The organism is Haloferax sp. AS1 (assembly GCF_014530665.1).
Taxonomy (GTDB): domain Archaea; phylum Halobacteriota; class Halobacteria; order Halobacteriales; family Haloferacaceae; genus Haloferax; species Haloferax volcanii.
Map to the genome: position 1 here is coordinate 2,383,158 of NZ_SPSA01000001.1, position 19,240 is coordinate 2,402,397.

Genomic DNA, 19,240 nt, shown 5'->3' on the forward strand with positions numbered 1-19,240 from the left:
CACAGCACACCACAGCATCCAATCGAACAGACGGCCTCCCGCACCACCAACCACTATGCCGCCCGCCCGCGAACCCCGCCCATGGCCCTCCTGCAAATTCCCGGCGGCCCCGAACTCGTTATCTTGGCGCTGTTGCTCCTCATCCCGCTCGCGCTCGTCTATCTGGGCTACAAGCTCGTCCAGTCGCTCCGGGCGTTCGAGGAGGGCAGAGAGGAACAGTCACAGCGGTAGTCACGACGGCACGTCGGGTCGGGCGTCGTCGCTTCGACTCTCGGCGGCTCCCGCCGGCGACGCCGACCGCTGTCGCCGGTGGTGCAGACGCGCCAGTTGGAGCGTCACCGCGTAGCCGACGACGGCGAGGACGGCGGCGAGAATCGTGTTGCCGACGAGCTGTCGGAGGAGGATATCGAGGCCGGAACTGAGCGACACGTCTGCGACCGAGGCTCCCGAAACCGGCCCGAGCAGATGCGAGCCGAGCCAGAAGCTCGCGCCGTAGACCGCCCACTTGACGGGCGGGTTGAACACGACGAGCGTGGCGACGAGCGCGAGTCGGCTCGCCCGCTCGACGAAGTAGCCGATGAGGGCGAACAGCGCGAGGGCGGTCCCTGCGGTCGGCATGGCCACGAAGAAGACGCCGAACGCGAAGCTGGCGGCCACCTCGTGAGGTGTGTGGTCCGCCGCGAACGCTCGTTCGAGGCCGGACCTGACGCGGGGACGAATCGACGCGAGACGGTCGTACACTCGACGTGACTAGATGCGAGACGGCGTTATCAACGCTTCGCCGGGGGTGGGTAGTAATAGCGGTTGCCGTGGGACGACCGGCGACCGGCGACCGGCGACCGGCGACCGGCGACCGGATACTGGCGGGCGACGGGCGGCGGTCAGCGGAATCGGCGGTCCGACTCCCACTTGTCCTTGAGTTCTATCATCTGGCCGACGCCGCGGGCCACGTCCGAGAGGTGGAAGGCGATGTCCGTGGCGGTCACGATGCCGACCATCTCCGAGCCGTCGACGACGACGAGCTTTTTCACCCGGTTTTCGCGCATCTGCTCGGCGGCCACGCGCGTCGTGGAGTCCGGCCGAATCCACTTGATGGGACTCGACATGACCGCGCGGGTCGGGACCGCAGAAAGCGGCTTCCCGCTCGCCACGCCGGCGCGGAGCGCGTCCGATTCGGTGACGATGCCCGCCGGACCGCCGTCGGCCATCACGACGACGCTCCCCGCGCCCTCGCGGAGCATGGTCTGCGCGCAGTCCGCGACGCTCGACCCCAGTTCGACGGTCGCCACCTCCTCGGTCATGATGTCGTCGACGCGCATCTCAGTCGTCCGCGGGCGAGGGTTCTCGGTCGGGGTTCGACTCGGGTGCGGGACGACCCCGGTCCGCGTCGGTGGCCGCCTCCGCGTCCGCCTCGTCGCCGAGCACGTCGTCGACGGTCGCGGCCACGTCGCCGCCGTCGTCGACCTCGAACGCGTCGAGGAGGTCGTCGAGGTGACTCACGTGCGACGAGAGTTCGCGCACGTCCCCGTTGACGTCGACGAGCGCGGCGCTCTGTTCTTGGGCGGTCGCGGAGACGTTCTCGGCCTCCGCGGCGGTTTCCTCGGAGATGCCCGCGATTTCGTCGGTCATCGAGAGCACCTCTTGGGAGGAGTCGGCCTGACTGCCCGTGGCGTCGGAAATCTCGTGGACGCTCGCGGTCGTCTCCTCGACGCGCTCGACGATGCCGTCGAAGGAGGACAGCGCCTCGTCGACCGAGGTTGCGCTCTCTTCGACCTGCGCCTGCATGCGCTCGATGCGGGAGACGACGGCGTCGCGCTGGGCCTCGATTTCGGTGACGAGCGACTCGATGTCGCCCGCCGAGGATTTCGTCTCCTGTGCGAGCTGTTTGACCTCATTGGAGACGACGGCGAACCCCTCGCCGGCCTCGCCGGCGCGGGCGGCCTCGATGTTCGCGTTGAGCGCGAGGATGTCGGTCTGCTCCGCGATGTCGGTGATGACCTCGACGATTTCCTCGATTTGGGCGAGGCGGTCGTCGAGTTCGCGGACCTCGCTGACGGTCGCCTCCGTCTCGGCGCGCACGGCGTCGATGTCGTCGAGGGCGTCGGTGGCGGCGGTCTGACCGTCGAGCGAGCGGGCCTCGGCCTCCTCGGTGAGTCGGACGAGTTCGTCGGCCGACGAGGCAATCTGCTGGATGGACGCCGAGAGGTCGTTTATCTCGTCGGCGGCGGCGACGAGACTGTCGGTCTGCTCGCTCGCGCCCTCGGAAATCTGCTGGACCGACGCCGACACCTCCTCGCTCGCGGCGGACACGTCGTCGGCGCGGTCGGCCACGCGGTCCGCGAGCGTCGCCACGTCCTCGCCGAAGGTCTTGACCGTGCCGACGGTCTGTTCGATATCGTCCATCATCTCGTTGTACGCGGCGGCGACGGTCGCCATGTCGCGGCTCTCGGAGTCGGTCGGGAGGCGGACGCGCAGGTCGCCGTCGGCCGCGCGGGTCATCGCCTCGCTGTAAACGCGAGCGTCGGCGCGCTGGTCGCGGAGGTCGTCCCGGAGGTTGTCGATGCCGCGGACGACCTGTCCGAACTCGTCGGTGCGGTCGGTTTCGAGTGCCACGTCGAGGTCGCCGTCGCGGAGCGCGGAGACGGTCGACGCGAGGTCGACGAGCGGGCGCGCGGTGTTCCCGCGGATGATGAGCGCGAAGACGACGAATCCGAGGACCGAGAGTGCGAGCAGCGTCGCAATCCCGAGACCGACGCTTCGGGAGAGCGCGAAGACGCTGCTCGCGGGGGCGTGCAGGAGGAGCACGCCGCCGGAGACGGGGACGTGCGCGACGACGTGCGGCGAGGAGACGAGGCCCTCGACGGGGGCGAGGCGGGTGACGCCCGTCTCGCCGGCGAAGGCGGCGTCGAGTTCGGACGCCTCGGCGGCGGGATAGGCGACGTTCGACCGGCCGCCGCCCCCGTCGTAGAGGACGTTTCCGTCGGTCGTCACGAGTTGGGTGAAGCCGCCGTCGATGTGGTTCCCGTCGAGCGCGGCCCCGAGCGAGGACGCCTCGGCGACGAGGACGATTGCGCGGGGTTCGATGGACGGGAGCGGCGCGACGAAGCCCATGTAGGCGACGCCGTCTTCGACGTAGACGGTCGTTCGTTCGACGCCGTCGTCCGAGAGGTCGGCGCTCGCGGGGAGCGGAAGCGACCCGTCTTCGAACAGCGTCGTCCCGACCGCGCCCTCCTCGGACGAGCCGATGACCGCCGTCGTCTCGGTGTTGACGAAGTGGAGCGCGGCCACGTCCGCGGGCATGTCCTCTTTCGCGGCCGTCAGCGTCGCCGAGGAGCGCCCGTCGAGGGTGCTGCCGGCGGAGGGGTCGTCGGCGACGATGCCCACGAGACGTTCGCGCTCGTCGAACCAGGTGTTCACCTGCAAGGCCTCGCGTTCGGCCTCGGTGAGTAGGTCGGCGCGGGCGTCCGCGTCTATCGTGGACGCCGTCTGTTGATACTGGACGATTCCGACGCCGGCGACGAGGACTGAAACGAGCAGCATCGCGGCGACGAGTCGCCGCGTGTAGCTCTCCGTAATCGCATCAGGAAGCCGTGATTCGACCTCCAAAACGAGATTCTCGGCCATTACCGTACCGACCCGAATGCGATGTATAAATCCGCGCGTCAGAGTATCAAACGAGATAATAGACCGTCGCGGCGACGGTCGAAAAGCCACCGACGAGCGCAGAACACGGGCCGGGTGGGCCAGACCGCCCCGAACCAAGCGTCAGCCATACGCCTGTTGGGCGCTAACAACCTACATGGAAACCGAGTTCCGCCTGCTCGTGGCGGGCTTCTGCATCGTCGCGCCGTCGCTGCTGTTCGTCGGCTTCGTCAGACTGCTCGACGCCATGCGCGAGGACGCCCTCGTCGAGCGCGTCCTCGACAGGGTCGTCGACGAGGGCGACGGGCCGACCGGGACGGCGCTCGACCCGACGGCGTTCCTGCGGTCCGCAGGGGAGCGGTCGCGTCGGCGGACGGCGGTCTGCCGGGAGTGCGGCGCGCCGACCGCGACCGACGGCGGGCGCTGTGGGCCGTGCGGGGCTGGGTTGCGATAGCGCAAAAAAGACGACAAAACCGAAAGCCGCTTCGGGCGAAGTTAGAGGAAGTCTTCGATGTGGTCGGCGACCTCGTTAGGAGTGTCACCGACGGGGACGCCCGCGTCGTTGAGGGCGGAAATCTTGGACTCAGCGGTGCCCGTGCCCGACCCGGAGACGATAGCGCCGGCGTGACCCATGCGCTTGCCCGGCGGTGCCGTGCGGCCGGCGATGAAGCCGGCGACGGGCGTGTCCATGTTCTCCGCGATGTACTTCGCGGCCTGCTCTTCGTCTTCGCCGCCGATTTCGCCGCACATGACGACGGCGTGCGTGTCGGGGTCGTTCTCGAACGCTTCGAGGGCGTCGACGAACGACGTGCCGATGATGGGGTCGCCGCCGATGCCGATGGCGGTGGTCTGGCCGATGCCGCGCTCGGTCAGGTTCGAGACGACTTGGTAGGTGAGCGTGCCGGAGCGAGAGACGAGGCCGACGTTACCCTCCTCGAAGATGTTGCCGGGGAGGATGCCGAGTTTGGCCTCGCCGGGCGTGATGATGCCCGGACAGTTGGGGCCGATGAGGCGCGTGTCGGTCTCAGACAGGCGCTTGTTGACCTTGGCCATGTCCTGCGTCGGGACGCCCTCGGTGATGGCGACGACGAGGTCGAGGTCCGTGTCGAGCGCCTCGAAGATGGCGTCGCCGGCGAACGCCGGCGGGACGAACACGACCGAGGCGTTGGCGTCTTCCTCGTCGACCGCCTCTTCGACGGTGTCGTAGACGGGGATGCCGTCGACGTCCTGCCCGCCCTTTCCGGGGGAGGTCCCGGCGACGACGTTCGTGCCGTATTCGACCATCTGCCGGGTGTGGAACTTGCCTTCGCCACCCGTGATACCCTGTACAACCACTCGCGTGTCGTCGTCGACGAAAATGCTCATTGGGACACCTCCTGTGCGTTCTCGACGGCACGCTGGACGGCGTCCTCCAGCGTCCCTTCGACCTGTACGAGGTCCGTGTTCAGAATCTCCATCCCCTCCTCGGCGTTCGTGCCCGCGAGGCGGACGACGACCGGCTTGGGAATCTCGTCGAAGCTCTCCAGCGCCTCGTTGATACCCTTGGCGACCTCGTCGCCGCGGGTGATGCCGCCGAAGATGTTGAACACGACGGAGTCGACGTTCTCGTCGGAGAACACCATGTCCAGCGCGTTCGCCACGCGCTCGGCCTTCGCGCCGCCGCCGATGTCGAGGAAGTTGGCGGGTTCGCCGCCGAAGTAGTCCACGAGGTCGAGCGTCGTCATGACGAGCCCGGCACCGTTGCCGATGATGCCGACGTTACCCGACAGGCGGACGTAGTCGAAGCCGTACTCGCCGGCCTTGGCTTCGAGGTCGTTCTCGTAGGCGTCCTCTTCCATCGCCGCGAGGTCGTCGTGGCGGAACAGGGCGTCGTCGTCGATGTTCATGACGGCGTCCGCGGCGACGATGTCGCGGTCGGACGTAATCATGACGGGGTTGATTTCGATGTCCGAGGCGTCGTTCGACTCGTAGAGGTCGTACAGCGTCGTGAGGAACGAGGCCACGTCGAAGGCCACGTCGCGGGGGATGCCCGCCTCGAAGACGACCTTGCGGGCCTGATAGGGGTGCAGGCCGAACGCGGGGTCGATGTGTTCGCGGGCGATTGCGTCCGGGTTCTCCTCTGCGACTTCCTCGATGTTGACGCCACCCTCCGTCGAGACCATCGCGACGGGCTTGCCCTCGCTTCGGTCCATCGTGACGCCGACGTACAGTTCGTTCTCGAAGTCGACGCCGGCCTCGACGAGCACTCGGTCGACCGTGTAGCCCTTGAGGTCCATCCCGAGGATGTCCTCTGCGGCCTGTCGCGCCTCGTCCTCGTCCGTGGCGATTTTGATGCCACCGGCCTTGCCACGCCCACCGACGTGTACCTGCGCCTTGATGGCGGCGGGGTATCCGATCTCCTCGACCGCCTCCATGACCTCCTCTACCGACGACGCGAGACGGGACTCTGGCACCGGAATCCCAGCCTCTGCGAAGATGTCCTTCGCCTGGTATTCGTGAAGCTTCATTACCATGCGTGGGAGGGAAAGGCACGCGCTTAAATCCCATTCATCTACGTTCAGGGTCGACGGTGTCAGACTCTCCTCATAGCTCACTCGTTTTGCATATATGCGGTCTATGAGGTCTGAGTAGCACACGTAGAGGCAGATGAACTCGACGCTCTGGATAGGAAAACACTTTTGGATATATGCAACCCTCTATGGTACACAGAGATGAACCCAGATACGCTGGATCTAATCAGCGAGAACATCGAGAGAAACCACGATAAATACGTGGCGATGGGTTCACCCGGTGAGGTCACCGAGGACAAAGACTGAGCTAAAACCCGTTCTCCCGGCCGTGGTTGATCACGCTTCGTAGCTGTTCGAGCGTCGGCTTCATCGGCAGGCGATTCTCGCAGTCCAAGAGGAAATTTCTGAAATAGCGATGCCAACTAACGTATAGCTCGTCTTTCAGCCACAGAGAATTGTATTTCACATTCGAATGGAGGCCACGAATTATCTTGGAATGCAGTACGGCACGCTCGATGTGATTTCCGGGCCACTCCTCGTCAGGGAAATCGACATCGTTCTGCTTCAGTAAACCGTACAAGGAAGCCATTCCTGTTCGGTGGTTCGCATCCGGAAACGTGTGAATCCCAGCGAACGCACGCATCCAATGCGCGCACTGCTGTGAGAGTGACTCTGTCCGTGGAGACTCGCGGAGCAAGCGATTTAGTTTCCAATCGGTGGCTCCGAGAATCTTTCGTCGGGTATATGCTGGCGACTCATCGAGGATTCGATAGTCGTTCTCTGGGTCTTCGAAGAACTGCAGATTAACCTGCTTGATGTCTGTCGGGTCCAGCTTCGAAAAGTCGGTGAGACGCCAGTCAGAGACACAGAGTTCCTCATCGACGACGAGATCTTCCCCAGAGAACCAGGGAGAACAACCCTCCTCGGTGAAGATGGCCTCGCCAGATGCGGTCGCTTCGAATGTATCTTCAGCGACTTCCACGACTGCCCCTACACGGGCGAGCAAGCGGCATTGAAGCCGAATTACGTTCTCTCGAAACCGGTCCTCCGCGAGGTCCTCGGGCGTGGAAACCCCACGCTCTACTAGCCGGTTCAAGAGTCGTTTCTCAGAGAGGTACATTGGACCGTCTCGTTTCTGCCACGGCGCGAGGTTTCGGTCCATGGTGTAGGGAAAATACGTAATAGGATAAGAACTTCTGTGTATCTATGCGCGCTGTCAGATTCCACGACCACGGCGGACGCGACGTGCTTCAGGTAGACGACATCAAGACGCCCGAGCCGGCCGCGGGCGAGGTCCTCGTCGAAGTCGCGGCCGCGGGCGTCAACCCCGTGGACACGTACTTCCGCGAGGGGTCGTACCAGCCGTTCGCGATGCCGATGATTCCCGGCGTCGACGTGGCCGGGACGGTCGCGGCGGTCGGGGCCGACGTGGAGGTCTTCGCGGAGGGCGACCACGTCGTCGGCACCGGCATCGGCAAGGACCACTACGGCGGCTACGCCGAGTTCGCGGCGGTCCCGACCGACCGGCTCGCGGTCCTCTCGGACGACGTGGACCTCGTCGCGGCCGGCGGCGCGGGCGTCGCCGGCGTCACCGCGTGGCGCGCCCTCGTCGACCACGGCGGGATGCAACTCGGAGACACGGTGCTGATTCACGGCGGCTCCGGCGGCGTCGGCCACGCCGCGGTCCAACTCGCCGCCGCGTCCGGCGCTCGCGTCATCGCCACCGCCGCGCCCGACTACCACGACCGCGTGGCCGAACTCGGCGCGGACGTGGTTCTCGACTACGACCGCGACGACCTCGCGGACGCCGTCGTTGCCGCGGCGACTGGCGACGGCGTGGACCTGACGCTCGACCACCGGCTGGACGACTACCTCCAGTTCGACGCCGACGTGGCCGCCCACGGCGGTCGCGTCGTCGGCATCGGCGAGAACGACCCCGAAGTCGGCTTCGACCTGTCGTCGTCGGCCCGGGGGAAGGACCTCTCGCTGACGATGATGAGCATGTTCAACACGCCCGACCTCTCTGCGCCCCTGCGGGAACTCGCCGGCCAGATGGGCGCGGGCGAGTTCGAAATCGACGTGGCGCGGACCTACGACCTCGACGAGGCCGCCGAGGCCCACCGCGCCGTCATGGAAGACAGCGTCCTCGGCAAACTGGTCATCACGCCCTGACGCGGCCGCCGACGCGGAAAGTGAGGACGCAGCCCATCACCGCGCCCGGTCGCCGGCGGGCGCACAGCCGCGACCGAATTATGTCCCGTGCGCACGTACCGCACGGACATGGACGTGACATTCGATTTCGACGGAACCGTCGCTCTCGTGACCGGTGCGAGCGGCGCACTCGGCGGCGCAATCGCTCGCGCGTTCCACGAGGCGGGCGCGTCGGTCGCGGCCGCGGACGTGGTCGAACCCGACGACGAAGACGACTTTTTCGAGACCGAAGGAGCGCGGTTCTACGAGGGCGATTTCACCGACGAGGACGACGTGGCGCGCGTCGTCGACGAGGTCGTCTCCGACTTCGGCCGCCTCGACCACCTCGCCAACATCGCCGGGACGTGGCGCGGCGGGACGCCGGTCGACGAGACCGACGCCGACACCTTCGACTTCCTGTTCGACGTGAACCTCAAGACGATGTTCCTCGCGTCGAAACACGCGATTCCGCACCTCCGGGAGACCGAGGGCTCCGTCGTGAGCGTCTCGGCCCGCTCGTCGCTGGAGGGCGGCGAGGGAGACGGAATCTACCGTGCCTCGAAAGCGGGCGTCCGTCTACTCACCGAAACCATCGCCGAGGAGAACCGCGGGGTCGTGCGCGCGAACGCGGTGATGCCGAGCGTCATCGACACGCCGATGAACCGCGAGATGATGGCCGACGCCGACTTCGACTCGTGGGTGAAGCCCGCGGAAATCGCCCGGACCGTCCTCGCGCTCTGTTCGGACGCGACGCCCGTGACGAGCGGCGCGGCCGTCCCGGTGTACGGCGAGGCCTGACCCGACTCCTCTCTCTGATTCGTGGCAACATTCGCCACGATAAGGGATGACATTCGTTTCGGTGCGCACGAATTTTTACACGGTACGCAAGTGATTCACGAACACGACACTCGTTAGAAAAATGAGGCTATTCGGGGGGCGAATTCGGACGAACGAACCATATATTATAGTTGGTTAGAGAATTGTGTCGAATTTTGCTCCGATATGCGACGGCATACCGCGTCATTTATCACCCCACATCGGCAACAGGGTGATAGACATGACCGAACGTGAAACGTGGGCAACCAGGGCAGGGTTCATCCTCGCGGCCGTCGGCAGCGCGGTCGGCCTCGGGAACATCTGGCAGTTCCCGTTCAAGACCGCCCAGTTCGGCGGTGCCTCCTTCCTGATCGTCTACATCGTCGCGGCGCTCGGCATCGGCCTCCCGGCCATCCTCGCCGAGTTCGTCATCGGACGCAAAGCCAACCTGAACACCATCAGCGCCTTCGAGAAACTCGGCTACAAGGAGTGGCGCGTCGTCGGCGCTATCGGCCTGTTCACCGGCTTCTGGATTCTGTCGTACTACAGCGTCGTCGGCGGCTGGGTCCTCCGGTACATCGGCGGCAGTCTGACCGGCGCGTACTTCGCCGCCCCCGCGGAGTACTTCGGTCAGGTGTCCGCCGGCATGGAGGCGCTCGCGCTCCACGCCGTCTTTATGACGCTCGTCGTCGGCATCGTCGCCGCCGGCATCGAAGACGGCATCGAGAAGGCGACGAAGCTCATGGTGCCGAGCATCGTCGTCATCCTCGCCGCGCTCGCCGTCTTCGCCTTCACGCTCCCCGGCGCGTCGGCGGGCTACGCGTACTTCCTCTCGCCCGACTTCAACGCGCTGTCGGAGAACTTCGCTGAAATCGTCCCCTTCGCCGTCGGGCAGGCGTTCTTCTCGCTGTCGCTCGGCATGGGCGCGATGATTACCTACGCCTCCTACATCGACGGCGACCAGAGCCTGTTCGGCGACGGCATCACCATCGTCTTCCTGAACAGCTTCGTCGGCATCCTCGCCGGCCTCGTCGTCCTCCCGCTCCTGTTCGCGCAGGGCATCGACCCCAACACGAGCGGCGCGGGCGCGGTGTTCATCAGCGTCGCCGGCGCGTTCGGTGACATCCCCGGCGGCCAGATAATCGGCTTCGTCTTCTTCGCGGTCGTGCTCATCGCGGCGCTCTCGTCGGCCATCAGCCTGCTCGAAGTCGTCGTCTCGTGGGCCATCGACAACTACGACGTGTCCCGCCCGCAGATGGCCATCGGCCTCGGCGGGACCATCTTCCTGCTCGGCGTCCCGTCGGCTATCGACTCCGCGTGGCTCGGCTGGTTCGACACGCTCGCCTACCAGCTGCTCCTCCCGCTTTCGGTCCTCGGCATCCTCGTCTTCGCGGCGTGGGTCTACGGCGCGCCCGCCATCGACGAACTGATGAAGGGCAGCGGACTCGGAGAGGGCGTCGGGCTGACGTGGCTCTGGCTCGCCCGCACGCTCGTCATCGTCGCCGTCGTGGCGACGCTCGCCCTCGGCCTCCAGACGCTGTTCCTCGGCGAGAGCCCGGCCATCGTCCCGCCCCTCTGAGGCGGCGAACGCTCCCGCTTTTCGAGCGGTTAGGAATCGTCGGTAGCGACGCGTCTTCCTCGACTATTCGACGGCAATTTTCACGCGTAGACCACTCAAAACCGTTAAATTTCTCCGATGACGTATCGTCGGTTCGAAAGCCCTTTTACCGGTGGGCTGTCAATGGGTGGCAATGACACGAGAAACATGGGCAACACGGCTCGGGTTCATCCTCGCGGCCGTCGGCAGCGCGGTCGGCCTCGGGAACATCTGGCGGTTCCCGTGGCAGACCGCCGAAAACGGCGGCAGCGCGTTCCTCGTCGTATATCTCGGCATCGTCCTCCTCGTCGGCGTCCCCGGACTGCTCGGCGAGTTCGTCATCGGCCGCCGCGCGAAGAAGTCGCCGGTCGGCGCGCTCCGTGACCTCTCCGGGTCGAAAAAATGGGGTATCGTCGGCGCGTTCTCGGTCGTCACCGGCATCTCGCTGCTCTCGTTTTACAGCGTCGTCGGCGGGTGGATTATCCGCTATCTCCTCGAAAGCGCGGCCGCGCTCGCCGGCGGCAACCCCGCGTACTTCACGAATCCGGGGCAGTACTTCGGCGGCGTCTCCGCCGGCGTCGACGCGGCGCTCTACCACCTCCTGTTCCTCGGTTTGACCGCGCTCATCGTCTTCGCGGGCGTCCGCAAGGGCATCGAACTCGGCACGAAAGTCATGATGCCCGCCGTGCTCGTTCTCCTCGTCGGCCTCGCCGGCTGGGCCGCGACCCAGCCCAACGCGGCCGCGGGCTACGCCTTCTTCCTCCGATTCGACCCCTCGGTCATCACCGAGAACTTCTTCGCCATTCTCGGTCCCGCCGCCGGACAGGCGCTGTTTACCCTCTCGCTCGGCGCGGGCACGATGATAACGTACTCCTCGTACCTCGGTGAGGACCGCTCGCTTCCCTTCGACGGGAGCGCCATCGCGGTCCTCAACACGAGCGTCGGCGTCATCACCGGCCTCGTCGTCTTCCCGCTTCTGTTCTCGCAGGGAATCAACCCGACCGAGACCGGCACCGGGCCGGGCGCGCTGTTCGTCGGTCTCGCCGGGGCGTTCTCGCAACTCCCCGCGGGGACGCTCATCGCCACCGCGTTCTTCGGCGTCGTGACGCTCGCGGCGCTGTCGAGCTCCATCAGCATGCTCGAAATCCCCGTCGCGTTCCTCGTCGACGAGTACGGCGTCTCACGCCGACGCGCCGTTTCCGGGATGACCGCGTTCGTCGCCGTCACCGGGGGCGTCTGCGCGTTCAACCCGGGCATCTTCGGCTTCGTCGCCGGGCCGCTCGTGAACGTCCTCCTGACCGCCGGGCTCGCGGCGTTCCTCCTGTTCGTCGGCTGGGTCATGGGCCGCGAGGCGCTCGAAGAGTTCGCCGCCGGCGCGGGCGAGTTCTCGAAGTCCCTCGGCACGCCGTGGCTCTTCGCCGTCGGCGTCGTCCTCCCGCTGTTCCTCGTCTTCACGCTCCTCACGCACTTCGGCGTGGACACGACCATCGGCTTCTGGCCGACCGTCGGCGTCGCCGTCGTCGGGTCCGCCGCCGCCTTCTTCGGCCTTCGACAGCCCGATTCGGTCGTCTAAACGGCGACCAGCCCGCCGCATTCGGGCGATAACTCGCCTCCGAACCCTTCGTTTTCCGCCGACCCGTTCCGAGAAGCGACCCGCGTTCGCGCCACCAACCATGATGATTGTTCCACCTATTATTCGACAACTGTCGAAGTAAGGGTTGCCGGATTGCGGAACTCCTTTGACCGAGGACTGCGGACCGACGAGTCAATGAGCGAAGGTGGTCTGGCATGACGATGGAAGACCGGATCGACGAACTCCGCGAGAAGCGCGAGAAAGCCCTGAAGGGCGGCGGCGAGGACCGAATCGCCTCGCAGCACGACAAGGGCAAGATGACCGCCCGCGAGCGCATCGACTACTTCCTCGACGACGGCACCTTCCGGGAGTTCGACCAGTTCCGAACCCACCGCAACCACAAGTTCGGGATGGAGGAGACGAAGCTCCCCGGCGACGGCGTCATCACCGGCTACGGCGAGGTCGACGGCCGAACCGTCTTCGTCTTCGCCCACGACTTCACCGTTTTCGGCGGCTCGCTCGGTGAGGTGTTCGCCGAGAAGGTCTGTAAGGTGATGGACAAGGCGATGGAGGTCGGCGCGCCCGTCGTCGGCCTCAACGACTCCGCCGGCGCGCGGATTCAGGAGGGCGTCCAGTCGCTCGGCGGCTTCGGCGAAATCTTCCGCCGAAACACCGAGGCGTCGGGCGTCATCCCGCAGATTTCGGCCATCATGGGCCCCTGCGCGGGCGGCGCGGTGTACTCCCCCGCGCTGACGGACTTCACCTTCATGGTCCGCGACACGAGCCACATGTTCATCACCGGCCCGGACGTCATCAAGACGGTCACGGGCGAGGAGGTCACCTTCGACGAACTCGGCGGCGCGACGACCCACACCTCGACGAGCGGGGTCGCCCACTTCGCCACCGACACCGAAGAGCAGGCGCTCGACGACATCCGCCACCTGCTTTCGTACCTCCCGCAGAACAACGTCGAGGACCCGCCGCGCGTCGAGCCGTGGGACGACCCCGAGCGCGTCGACGACGACCTCGCCGGGGTCGTGCCCGACCAGCCGCGCAAGCCCTACGACATCCACGACGTGCTCGACGGCGTCCTCGACGAGGGCTCCTTCTTCGGCGTCCAGGAGGACTTCGCCAAGAACATCGTCGTCGGCTTCGGTCGCCTCGACGGTCACTCGGTCGGCATCGTCGCCAACCAGCCCCGCGTGAACGCCGGTACCCTCAACATCGAGGCATCGGAGAAGGGCGCGCGCTTCATCCGCTTTTGCGACTCGTTCAACATCCCCATCCTCTCGTTCGTGGACGTGCCCGGCTTCCTGCCCGGCACGGACCAGGAGCACAACGGCATCATCCGCCACGGCGCGAAACTCCTGTACGCCTACTCCGAGGCGACGGTCCCCCTCATGACCGTCATCACGCGCAAGGCCTACGGCGGCGCGTACGACGTGATGGCCTCGAAGCACCTCGGCGCGGACGTGAACTACGCGTGGCCGACCGCCGAAATCGCCGTGATGGGCCCGCAGGGCGCGGTCAACATCCTCTACCGCGACGAACTCGAGGCCGCGGACGACCCCGACGCCCGCCGCGACGAACTCATCGAGGAGTACCGCGAGGAGTTCGCCAACCCCTACACCGCCGCGGACCGCGGCTTCATCGACGACGTTATCGAACCCGGCGAGACCCGCGAGCGCCTCATCTCCGACCTCCGGATGCTGAACTCCAAGCGCAAGTCCCAACCCGACAAGAAACACGGCAACATCCCGCTATGAGCGGCGAACTGCTGTCGGGGCTGTCGATTCCGGACGACGCCGACGCCGAGGAGGCCGCGGCCATCGCCGCCGCCGTCGGCGCGCACCTCCACGACCAGTCGGTCGCCGCGGCCGCCGCGGCCGCAGGGGACGGCGAGGAGACGTGGAACGAGGAGCGCTGGCGGTACGCCGGCCGTCTCGAATCGGTCACGGGCTGTGGCCACCGCGTCCCCTCCGGCGCGCCGACCGACGCGTGGGCCGCCTCGGGCCGCGTCGACCGGTTCTGAATCGGGGGCCTGCGGATTTACGACAGAACATTCACATTCTCGTCCGACGTCAACCGGGCCAACATGGTCCAAACCGCGCTCGGCTGGCTGTTTCTCAACGCCGTTCTCGCCGGCTTCGCCGCCGTCGCTGTCGCGGCACACTACGCCGACGAGGGGGAACCCGACTTCGTCTCCGCGGCGCTCGCCGCCGTCTTCGCCGGGACCTGCGTCGAACTCGGGACGGCGAACGGCTACCTCCCGGACGGGGTTCTCCCGACCGCCGTTGTCGGTGTCTGCGTCGTCGTCGCGCTCGTCTCGTTCGCACTCGGCGTGCGACGGGACCAGACGGCGTTTCAGGCGTTCCGCGGCGAGCGTCGGATTCGGTAGCTCACTCCGCGAGCGCCGGGTCGTCGACGACGACGCCGTCGACGCCGCACTCCCGGAGCCGCCGAACTATCTCGCGGTCGGGGACCGTCCACGCGTTGACCTCGAAGCCGCGGTCGTGCGCTTCCTCGACCCGCGCCGACGAGAGCAGGTCGTAGTGCGGGTGGACGGCCGCGCAGTCGAGGTCGGCGGCGACCGACAGCGACTCCGCCCAGTCGGACGCGAAGAGGAACGCGACCGGGAGCGCGGTCGCCTCGCGCACCTCGCGGAGCGCCTCGGCGTCGAACGACGAGACGAGTATCTCGTGTTCCGCGCCGCCGACGACGGCGGCGAGGTCGTCTACGAGGCCGCGTTCTTTCAGTTCGACGTTGACCGAAACGCGGTCCGGCAGGGCGTCGAACACCGCGGCGAGCGTCGGAATCGACTCGTCGGAGTCGTCGATTGTGAGTGCCTGCAACTCCGCGAGAGTCGCCTCGGCGACGCGGCCGGGCGCGCCGGTCACGCGGTCGAGCGTCTCGTCGTGGAAGACGACGAGTTCGCCGGAGCCGCAGCGTCGGACGTCGAGTTCGACCCAGTCGAGTCGCGTCGCGGCCGCGTCGAAGGCGGCGAGCGTGTTCTCGGGGGCGAGGGCGGGGCAGCCGCGGTGACCGATGACGCGCATGTCGGTACGTCGCGGGAGGGCGGCCTAAACGCTTCCTCCGGACCGGTCGAAAGCGCTCGGGAGCGGTTCGTTCGGGTATAGTGGACTGGGGACCGAGCCGCGCGGGGGTCGCGCGCCCGTCGCACGCGCTCGTCGCGCACGAACCGGCGCGGCCGCTCCGCGCGGGCTGGAGAAGATGGTTCGCAGAGAGAATCGACTGACTCGAACTTACGCGCCCTGGCCGCCCTTCTTGCGCGTGATGTAGCCGGCGATGCGGTTGCGGACGCCCTTCGACTCGACCGTGGTCAGTTCCTCGACGCTGTCCTTGTTCGTCTCGAAGTCCGTGTTGAACGCCTGCGGGTATCGCTCCAGCAGGATGTTACCAAGCTGCTTGACGTACTTGGGCTTGATTGCCATGTCGGAAGATTCCCCGGACGAACACTAAAACGATTCGTTCCGTCTCGCGGCCGCCCGCTCGCGCCAGCCCGTCAACTCGTCGATTCGCGCGAACGCCTCGCGCTCTCGTTTCCCGCCGCATTTCTCGACCGTCTCGGCGAAGTAGTCGAGTCGGGCCAACAGGTCGTCGGTGTCGAAGGCGGGCACGTCGAGCCGCGAGGCCGCAACCGTCGCGTCGATGACCGCGCCGAAGCCGCGGTTGATGGTGAACGGCCGGGTCCGCTCGACCGCGGCATCGACGGGCCGGAGCTCCCACGATTCCCACTCGGTCCCGCCGTCCTCGCCCGAATCGACCGGCGTCGCCTCGACTTCGGCCCACGCGTCCGCCGAGTCGAGGACCGGCGAGTCACGCTCGTAGATAGTCATCGCGGCCTCGACGAACGCCTGCGGGTCGGAGACGAACTGGACGACTCCGCCGCCCTGCCGGTGGAAGTTCCGGCGAGTTCGGGTGTTGCCCCACGTCGTGGCGGTGGCGGGGAGATGCGACCCGGACGACCCGGACGACCCGGAAGACGCGCCGTCGTCATCGCCGTCGGCCGCCGGCGCGTGGACGCCGAGCGCCGCGAAGTTCCACCGGTCGTTCGGCCCGAGCGTGGCGACGACCGTCTCGGTGACGCCGCGGAGTTCGACCGGCCAGTCGGTCGCGGATTCCGGTTCGGATTCGGGCTCGCGCTCGTCGCTCACAGCGGCACCCCCCGCTCCAGCGCGACGAACGTCGCCGCGCAGACGATGTCGGCGGTCGTCCCGGGGTTGATTCCCTCGGCGACGAACGCCTCGGCCAGCTCCTCGGCCTCGTCGAGGTCGGAGACGTCGGCCGCGCGGGCCATCACGTCGCGGGCGACGGCTTCGCCGTGGTTCGTGGCGACGAGCGTGTCCGGCTCCTCCGCGAGGAGGTCGAGAAACGCGCGGGCGACGCGGTCGGTGACGGGGCCGTCGTCATCGAGGATGGTCTCGGCCGCGCGGAACGTTCGGGCGAAGCCGCCGGTCCACTCGCGGGCGTTGGCGTCGCGCTCGGCGCTCAGGCCCATCACGTCGTACAGCGTGCATCCGCGGTCTCGGAGCGCCTCGGCCGCGTCGCCGCCGCGCCGAACGTCGAGGTCCGGGGCGTCGTCGGGCACGTCGCCGACGGCCACGTCGACGTGTTCGAACGCGCGGTAGAACCCGACCGCGTCGGCGACGGTGGTCGACTCGGCCACGGCGGTCGCGCCGGCGGGCGAGAGGTCGCGGTCGTCGTCGGCCGCCGCCCGGACGAGCGGGACGAGAAGCAGGAGACAGCCGAACTGGGTGTTGCCGCCGCCCTGTCGGCTCATGCCGGCGACCGCCTCCTCGAACGCCTCGCCGACCGGCGCGCCCGATTCGGCCAGTTCGAGGCCGGCCGCGGAGCCGACCGCCCCGGTCAGGAACTGTTCGAAGTGCAGGTCCGAGAGGTCGCGTCGGCGGTCGACGTTCCCCGGTTTGGGCGTCCCGGCGACTTCGAGCAGGAGCGCGAGTTCGGCGTGCCGCGCGGGGCCGAACCCGCGGTCGGAGACGGGCGCGACCATCAGGCGGACACCTCGCTTTCGTCGCCCGACTCGGCGGCGTCCTCGCGGCCGGCGAACCAGTCGTCCACGGCGGTTCGGACCCGGCAGAGGACCCGCGGATTGTCGCTCGGCCGCCCGACGCTCACGGCGTCGGCCCCGTAGTCGAGGTACTCGGTCGCCGTCTCGCGGCCGCGGACGCCGTTGTTGGCGACGAGAAAGAGGTCGGGCGCGGCGGCGGCCACGTCGGCAATCACGGCCTCGGAGTCCATCGCGTCGACGTGGAGCCAGTCGGCCCCCGCGTCGGCGAGGGTGGCCGCGAGATTCGGGAGGTCAACGCCGTCGATTTCGGCGCGGACTTTCGCGCCGACGGATGCGCCCGACTCGGCGGCCGCGGCGACGTACGCGGCCAGCCGGTCGGAATCTCGCAGGAGCGTCTCGCCGCAGCCGACGGCGCAGAGTTCGTCCTGTCGGCAGTGGGCGTTTATCTCCACGCCCGCGCCGCGGTCGGCGCAGACGGCGGCGACCGCCCGAATCGGGTCGGGCGAGGTCGCTCTGACGTTGACGGCGACGAACCGGTCTTCCCCGCCGAACTCGTCGAGGGAATCCAGTTGGGCGGCGACGAAGCCGACCGGGTCGTCGGCGAGGAACTCCGAGCGTCCGCGGGCGACGAGGTCGCGGGCCGCCGCCTGTGCGGGCTCGTCGAGGGCGACGCCGCCGAGAAACGCCGCGCCGACGTGGGGGACCGCGGCGTCGGCCCACGCGGCGTCGGACTCGCCGCTGAGGCTCGCAACGGCGACCCGCGGGGCGAACATCACGACACCTCCGCGAGCGCCTCGGAAACGGCGCGGGCGACGCGCTCGGCGTCGTCGGGACCGTCGATTCGGGTGTCGGTCCTGACGACCGGGCGGTCGAGGTCGGTCCCGTCGTCCGTGTCGAGGACGAACGCGTCGGCGAAGGGGTAGGCCGCGGCGACGCCCGCAGTCGACGGCTCGTAGCCGACGCCCGCCATGAGGTCCGCGGCGGGGCCGGAGAACACGGTGTCCTCCACGAACGGCGAGACGGCGACGACCGGCGTGTCGTCGAGGGCGTCCGCGAAGCCGTCGATGGCGAGCATCGGCCCGATGCTCGTGACGGGGTTCGAAGGGCCGACGACGACGGGCTCTTCGAGGGCGTCGGCGACCGCGTCGGTGATTGTGGCGTCGTCAGCGCCGCGGAACTCCACGTCGCGGACGGCGGGGTCGGCGCGGCGGTGGACCCAGTACTCTTGGAAGTGCATCGTCCCCTCGTCGGTGTGAATCAGGGTGGCCACGGGGTCGTCGCTCATCGGAAGGAGCGACACGTCGAGGTCGAAGGTGGCGGCGAGGGTCTGAGTGACTTCGGTGAGTGTGTCGCCCTCGTCGAGCAGCGAGGTGCGGGTGATGTGGACCGCGCGGTCGCGGTCGCCGATTTCCATGAACGCCGCGACGCCGGAGAAGCGCCGCCAGCGGGCGATGTCGCGGCCGGCCGTCTGGGCCGACTCGGGGAGGTATCGCGGGCCGGATTCGAGGCCGGCCGCGTCGGCGAGGCGGTGGAGTTCGTCGTCGGTCGCGGTGGTGTCGCCGGCGATTCCCCACCAGCGGTCGGTGTCGAGGACGCCGCCGCCGGCGAAGAGGACGGTGTCCACGTCGGGACAGACGAGGTGGCCGCCGAGTTCCACGTCGTCGCCGGTGTTGGCGACGACGGTCGTCTCGGCGGGGTCGAACACCCCGGCGGCCCCGTCGAGGAGTTTGGGGGTGCCCGTCCCCCCGGCGAGAAACGTAACCATGGTGCGCCGTACGGCGAGTGCCCGTTTGAAAGTTCCTTCACCGGAGACGCCGGCCGGTCGCGGACGACGAGCGCGGGACGGCCGCGGAGACCGGCGA

General features: G+C 67.7%; 21 protein-coding genes. 9 read left to right on the top strand and 12 right to left on the bottom strand.

The features are described 5' to 3' along the window. Window positions 1-81: 81 nt before the first annotated feature. Window positions 82-231: a hypothetical protein gene (locus tag E4P24_RS12470; protein ID WP_004042373.1), complete on the top strand. Its 150-nt coding sequence runs from the start codon at window positions 82-84 to the stop codon at window positions 229-231. Here the strand turns inward: E4P24_RS12470 and E4P24_RS12475 are convergent, their stop codons facing one another. The 3 genes from E4P24_RS12475 to E4P24_RS12485 form a co-directional block, all read right to left on the bottom strand. Further along, entirely contained in the window at window positions 232-741 is a 510-nt protein-coding gene (locus E4P24_RS12475) for a DUF2062 domain-containing protein (RefSeq protein ID WP_115802928.1), read from the bottom strand. A 140-nt stretch (window positions 742-881) separates the two neighbouring features. Then, the gene (locus tag E4P24_RS12480) at window positions 882-1,319 is read right to left on the bottom strand and encodes a CBS domain-containing protein (protein ID WP_115802927.1); all 438 of its coding nucleotides are present in this window, start codon (window positions 1,317-1,319) and stop codon (window positions 882-884) included. A 1-nt stretch (window position 1,320) separates the two neighbouring features. Then, entirely contained in the window at window positions 1,321-3,624 is a 2,304-nt protein-coding gene (locus tag E4P24_RS12485) for a methyl-accepting chemotaxis protein (protein ID WP_115802926.1), read from the bottom strand. A gap of 175 nt (window positions 3,625-3,799) precedes the next feature. On the opposite strand from E4P24_RS12485, the gene E4P24_RS12490 reads away from it, so the two are divergent. Next, the gene (locus tag E4P24_RS12490) at window positions 3,800-4,096 is read left to right on the top strand and encodes a zinc ribbon domain-containing protein (protein WP_188148539.1); all 297 of its coding nucleotides are present in this window, start codon (window positions 3,800-3,802) and stop codon (window positions 4,094-4,096) included. A gap of 41 nt (window positions 4,097-4,137) precedes the next feature. On the opposite strand, the gene sucD is transcribed toward E4P24_RS12490, so the two are convergent. The 3 genes from sucD to E4P24_RS12505 form a co-directional block, all read right to left on the bottom strand. After that, window positions 4,138-5,007: a succinate--CoA ligase subunit alpha gene (sucD, locus tag E4P24_RS12495; protein ID WP_004062518.1), complete on the bottom strand. Its 870-nt coding sequence runs from the start codon at window positions 5,005-5,007 to the stop codon at window positions 4,138-4,140. Then, on the bottom strand, window positions 5,004-6,149 hold the full coding sequence (gene sucC / locus E4P24_RS12500) for an ADP-forming succinate--CoA ligase subunit beta (protein WP_004042383.1): 1,146 nt from the start codon (window positions 6,147-6,149) through the stop codon (window positions 5,004-5,006). Before sucC ends, sucD begins: the two co-directional genes overlap by 4 nt. A gap of 310 nt (window positions 6,150-6,459) precedes the next feature. After that, window positions 6,460-7,314 (bottom strand): hypothetical protein, encoded by an 855-nt coding sequence (locus E4P24_RS12505; protein WP_223173930.1) that lies wholly within the window; start codon window positions 7,312-7,314, stop codon window positions 6,460-6,462. A 44-nt stretch (window positions 7,315-7,358) separates the two neighbouring features. Between E4P24_RS12505 and E4P24_RS12510 the strand changes: the two genes are divergently transcribed. From E4P24_RS12510 to E4P24_RS12540, 7 genes are all read left to right on the top strand, one after another. Next, window positions 7,359-8,324, top strand: coding sequence for an NADPH:quinone reductase (locus E4P24_RS12510; RefSeq protein ID WP_188148540.1), 966 nt, complete (start codon window positions 7,359-7,361; stop codon window positions 8,322-8,324). Between the two features lie 108 nt (window positions 8,325-8,432). Continuing rightward, window positions 8,433-9,140 (top strand): SDR family oxidoreductase, encoded by a 708-nt coding sequence (locus E4P24_RS12515; RefSeq protein WP_188148541.1) that lies wholly within the window; start codon window positions 8,433-8,435, stop codon window positions 9,138-9,140. Between the two features lie 259 nt (window positions 9,141-9,399). Continuing rightward, window positions 9,400-10,737, top strand: coding sequence for a sodium-dependent transporter (locus E4P24_RS12520; RefSeq protein WP_006601415.1), 1,338 nt, complete (start codon window positions 9,400-9,402; stop codon window positions 10,735-10,737). A 172-nt stretch (window positions 10,738-10,909) separates the two neighbouring features. Further along, on the top strand, window positions 10,910-12,328 hold the full coding sequence (locus E4P24_RS12525; RefSeq protein ID WP_004062514.1) for a sodium-dependent transporter: 1,419 nt from the start codon (window positions 10,910-10,912) through the stop codon (window positions 12,326-12,328). Between the two features lie 221 nt (window positions 12,329-12,549). After that, window positions 12,550-14,094: an acyl-CoA carboxylase subunit beta gene (locus E4P24_RS12530; RefSeq protein WP_004062513.1), complete on the top strand. Its 1,545-nt coding sequence runs from the start codon at window positions 12,550-12,552 to the stop codon at window positions 14,092-14,094. Then, on the top strand, window positions 14,091-14,360 hold the full coding sequence (locus E4P24_RS12535) for a hypothetical protein (protein WP_004042408.1): 270 nt from the start codon (window positions 14,091-14,093) through the stop codon (window positions 14,358-14,360). Before E4P24_RS12530 ends, E4P24_RS12535 begins: the two co-directional genes overlap by 4 nt. Window positions 14,361-14,423: 63 nt before the next feature. Then, on the top strand, window positions 14,424-14,726 hold the full coding sequence (locus tag E4P24_RS12540) for a hypothetical protein (RefSeq protein WP_188148542.1): 303 nt from the start codon (window positions 14,424-14,426) through the stop codon (window positions 14,724-14,726). A gap of 1 nt (window position 14,727) precedes the next feature. Here E4P24_RS12540 and E4P24_RS12545 read toward each other — a convergent pair whose 3' ends face one another. From E4P24_RS12545 to cofD, 6 genes are all read right to left on the bottom strand, one after another. After that, entirely contained in the window at window positions 14,728-15,384 is a 657-nt protein-coding gene (locus E4P24_RS12545) for a glycerophosphodiester phosphodiesterase (protein WP_004062510.1), read from the bottom strand. Window positions 15,385-15,591: 207 nt separating this feature from the next. Further along, window positions 15,592-15,780: a 30S ribosomal protein S17e gene (locus tag E4P24_RS12550; RefSeq protein WP_004042417.1), complete on the bottom strand. Its 189-nt coding sequence runs from the start codon at window positions 15,778-15,780 to the stop codon at window positions 15,592-15,594. Between the two features lie 24 nt (window positions 15,781-15,804). After that, window positions 15,805-16,503, bottom strand: a complete 699-nt coding sequence (locus tag E4P24_RS12555; protein WP_188148543.1) for a DUF447 domain-containing protein — start codon at window positions 16,501-16,503, stop codon at window positions 15,805-15,807. Next, window positions 16,500-17,360, bottom strand: coding sequence for a triphosphoribosyl-dephospho-CoA synthase (locus E4P24_RS12560; protein ID WP_188148544.1), 861 nt, complete (start codon window positions 17,358-17,360; stop codon window positions 16,500-16,502). Before E4P24_RS12560 ends, E4P24_RS12555 begins: the two co-directional genes overlap by 4 nt. After that, the gene (locus E4P24_RS12565; RefSeq protein ID WP_115802921.1) at window positions 17,360-18,151 is read right to left on the bottom strand and encodes a tRNA-dihydrouridine synthase; all 792 of its coding nucleotides are present in this window, start codon (window positions 18,149-18,151) and stop codon (window positions 17,360-17,362) included. The genes E4P24_RS12560 and E4P24_RS12565 overlap by 1 nt, the downstream gene beginning before the upstream one ends. Next, a complete protein-coding gene (gene cofD, locus E4P24_RS12570) occupies window positions 18,151-19,143 on the bottom strand; it encodes a 2-phospho-L-lactate transferase (RefSeq protein WP_188148545.1) in 993 nt (330 codons plus the stop codon). The genes E4P24_RS12565 and cofD overlap by 1 nt, the downstream gene beginning before the upstream one ends. Window positions 19,144-19,240 lie beyond the last annotated feature (97 nt).

Excerpts from the sequence above, each read along its gene's own strand:
- sucC (WP_004042383.1), bottom strand. The coding sequence starts at position 6,149 with ATGAAGCTTCACGAATACCAGGCGAAGGACATCTTCGCAGAGGCTGGG.
- E4P24_RS12485 (WP_115802926.1), bottom strand. The coding sequence starts at position 3,624 with ATGGCCGAGAATCTCGTTTTGGAGGTCGAATCACGGCTTCCTGATGCG.
- cofD (WP_188148545.1), bottom strand. The coding sequence starts at position 19,143 with ATGGTTACGTTTCTCGCCGGGGGGACGGGCACCCCCAAACTCCTCGAC.
- E4P24_RS12530 (WP_004062513.1), top strand. The coding sequence starts at position 12,550 with ATGGAAGACCGGATCGACGAACTCCGCGAGAAGCGCGAGAAAGCCCTG.
- E4P24_RS12505 (WP_223173930.1), bottom strand. The coding sequence starts at position 7,314 with ATGGACCGAAACCTCGCGCCGTGGCAGAAACGAGACGGTCCAATGTAC.
- E4P24_RS12490 (WP_188148539.1), top strand. The coding sequence starts at position 3,800 with ATGGAAACCGAGTTCCGCCTGCTCGTGGCGGGCTTCTGCATCGTCGCG.
- E4P24_RS12480 (WP_115802927.1), bottom strand. The coding sequence starts at position 1,319 with ATGCGCGTCGACGACATCATGACCGAGGAGGTGGCGACCGTCGAACTG.
- E4P24_RS12535 (WP_004042408.1), top strand. The coding sequence starts at position 14,091 with ATGAGCGGCGAACTGCTGTCGGGGCTGTCGATTCCGGACGACGCCGAC.
- E4P24_RS12560 (WP_188148544.1), bottom strand. The coding sequence starts at position 17,360 with ATGGTCGCGCCCGTCTCCGACCGCGGGTTCGGCCCCGCGCGGCACGCC.
- E4P24_RS12515 (WP_188148541.1), top strand. The coding sequence starts at position 8,433 with ATGGACGTGACATTCGATTTCGACGGAACCGTCGCTCTCGTGACCGGT.
- E4P24_RS12525 (WP_004062514.1), top strand. The coding sequence starts at position 10,910 with ATGACACGAGAAACATGGGCAACACGGCTCGGGTTCATCCTCGCGGCC.
- E4P24_RS12565 (WP_115802921.1), bottom strand. The coding sequence starts at position 18,151 with ATGTTCGCCCCGCGGGTCGCCGTTGCGAGCCTCAGCGGCGAGTCCGAC.
- E4P24_RS12470 (WP_004042373.1), top strand. The coding sequence starts at position 82 with ATGGCCCTCCTGCAAATTCCCGGCGGCCCCGAACTCGTTATCTTGGCG.
- E4P24_RS12520 (WP_006601415.1), top strand. The coding sequence starts at position 9,400 with ATGACCGAACGTGAAACGTGGGCAACCAGGGCAGGGTTCATCCTCGCG.
- E4P24_RS12550 (WP_004042417.1), bottom strand. The coding sequence starts at position 15,780 with ATGGCAATCAAGCCCAAGTACGTCAAGCAGCTTGGTAACATCCTGCTG.
- E4P24_RS12540 (WP_188148542.1), top strand. The coding sequence starts at position 14,424 with ATGGTCCAAACCGCGCTCGGCTGGCTGTTTCTCAACGCCGTTCTCGCC.
- E4P24_RS12545 (WP_004062510.1), bottom strand. The coding sequence starts at position 15,384 with ATGCGCGTCATCGGTCACCGCGGCTGCCCCGCCCTCGCCCCCGAGAAC.
- E4P24_RS12510 (WP_188148540.1), top strand. The coding sequence starts at position 7,359 with ATGCGCGCTGTCAGATTCCACGACCACGGCGGACGCGACGTGCTTCAG.
- sucD (WP_004062518.1), bottom strand. The coding sequence starts at position 5,007 with ATGAGCATTTTCGTCGACGACGACACGCGAGTGGTTGTACAGGGTATC.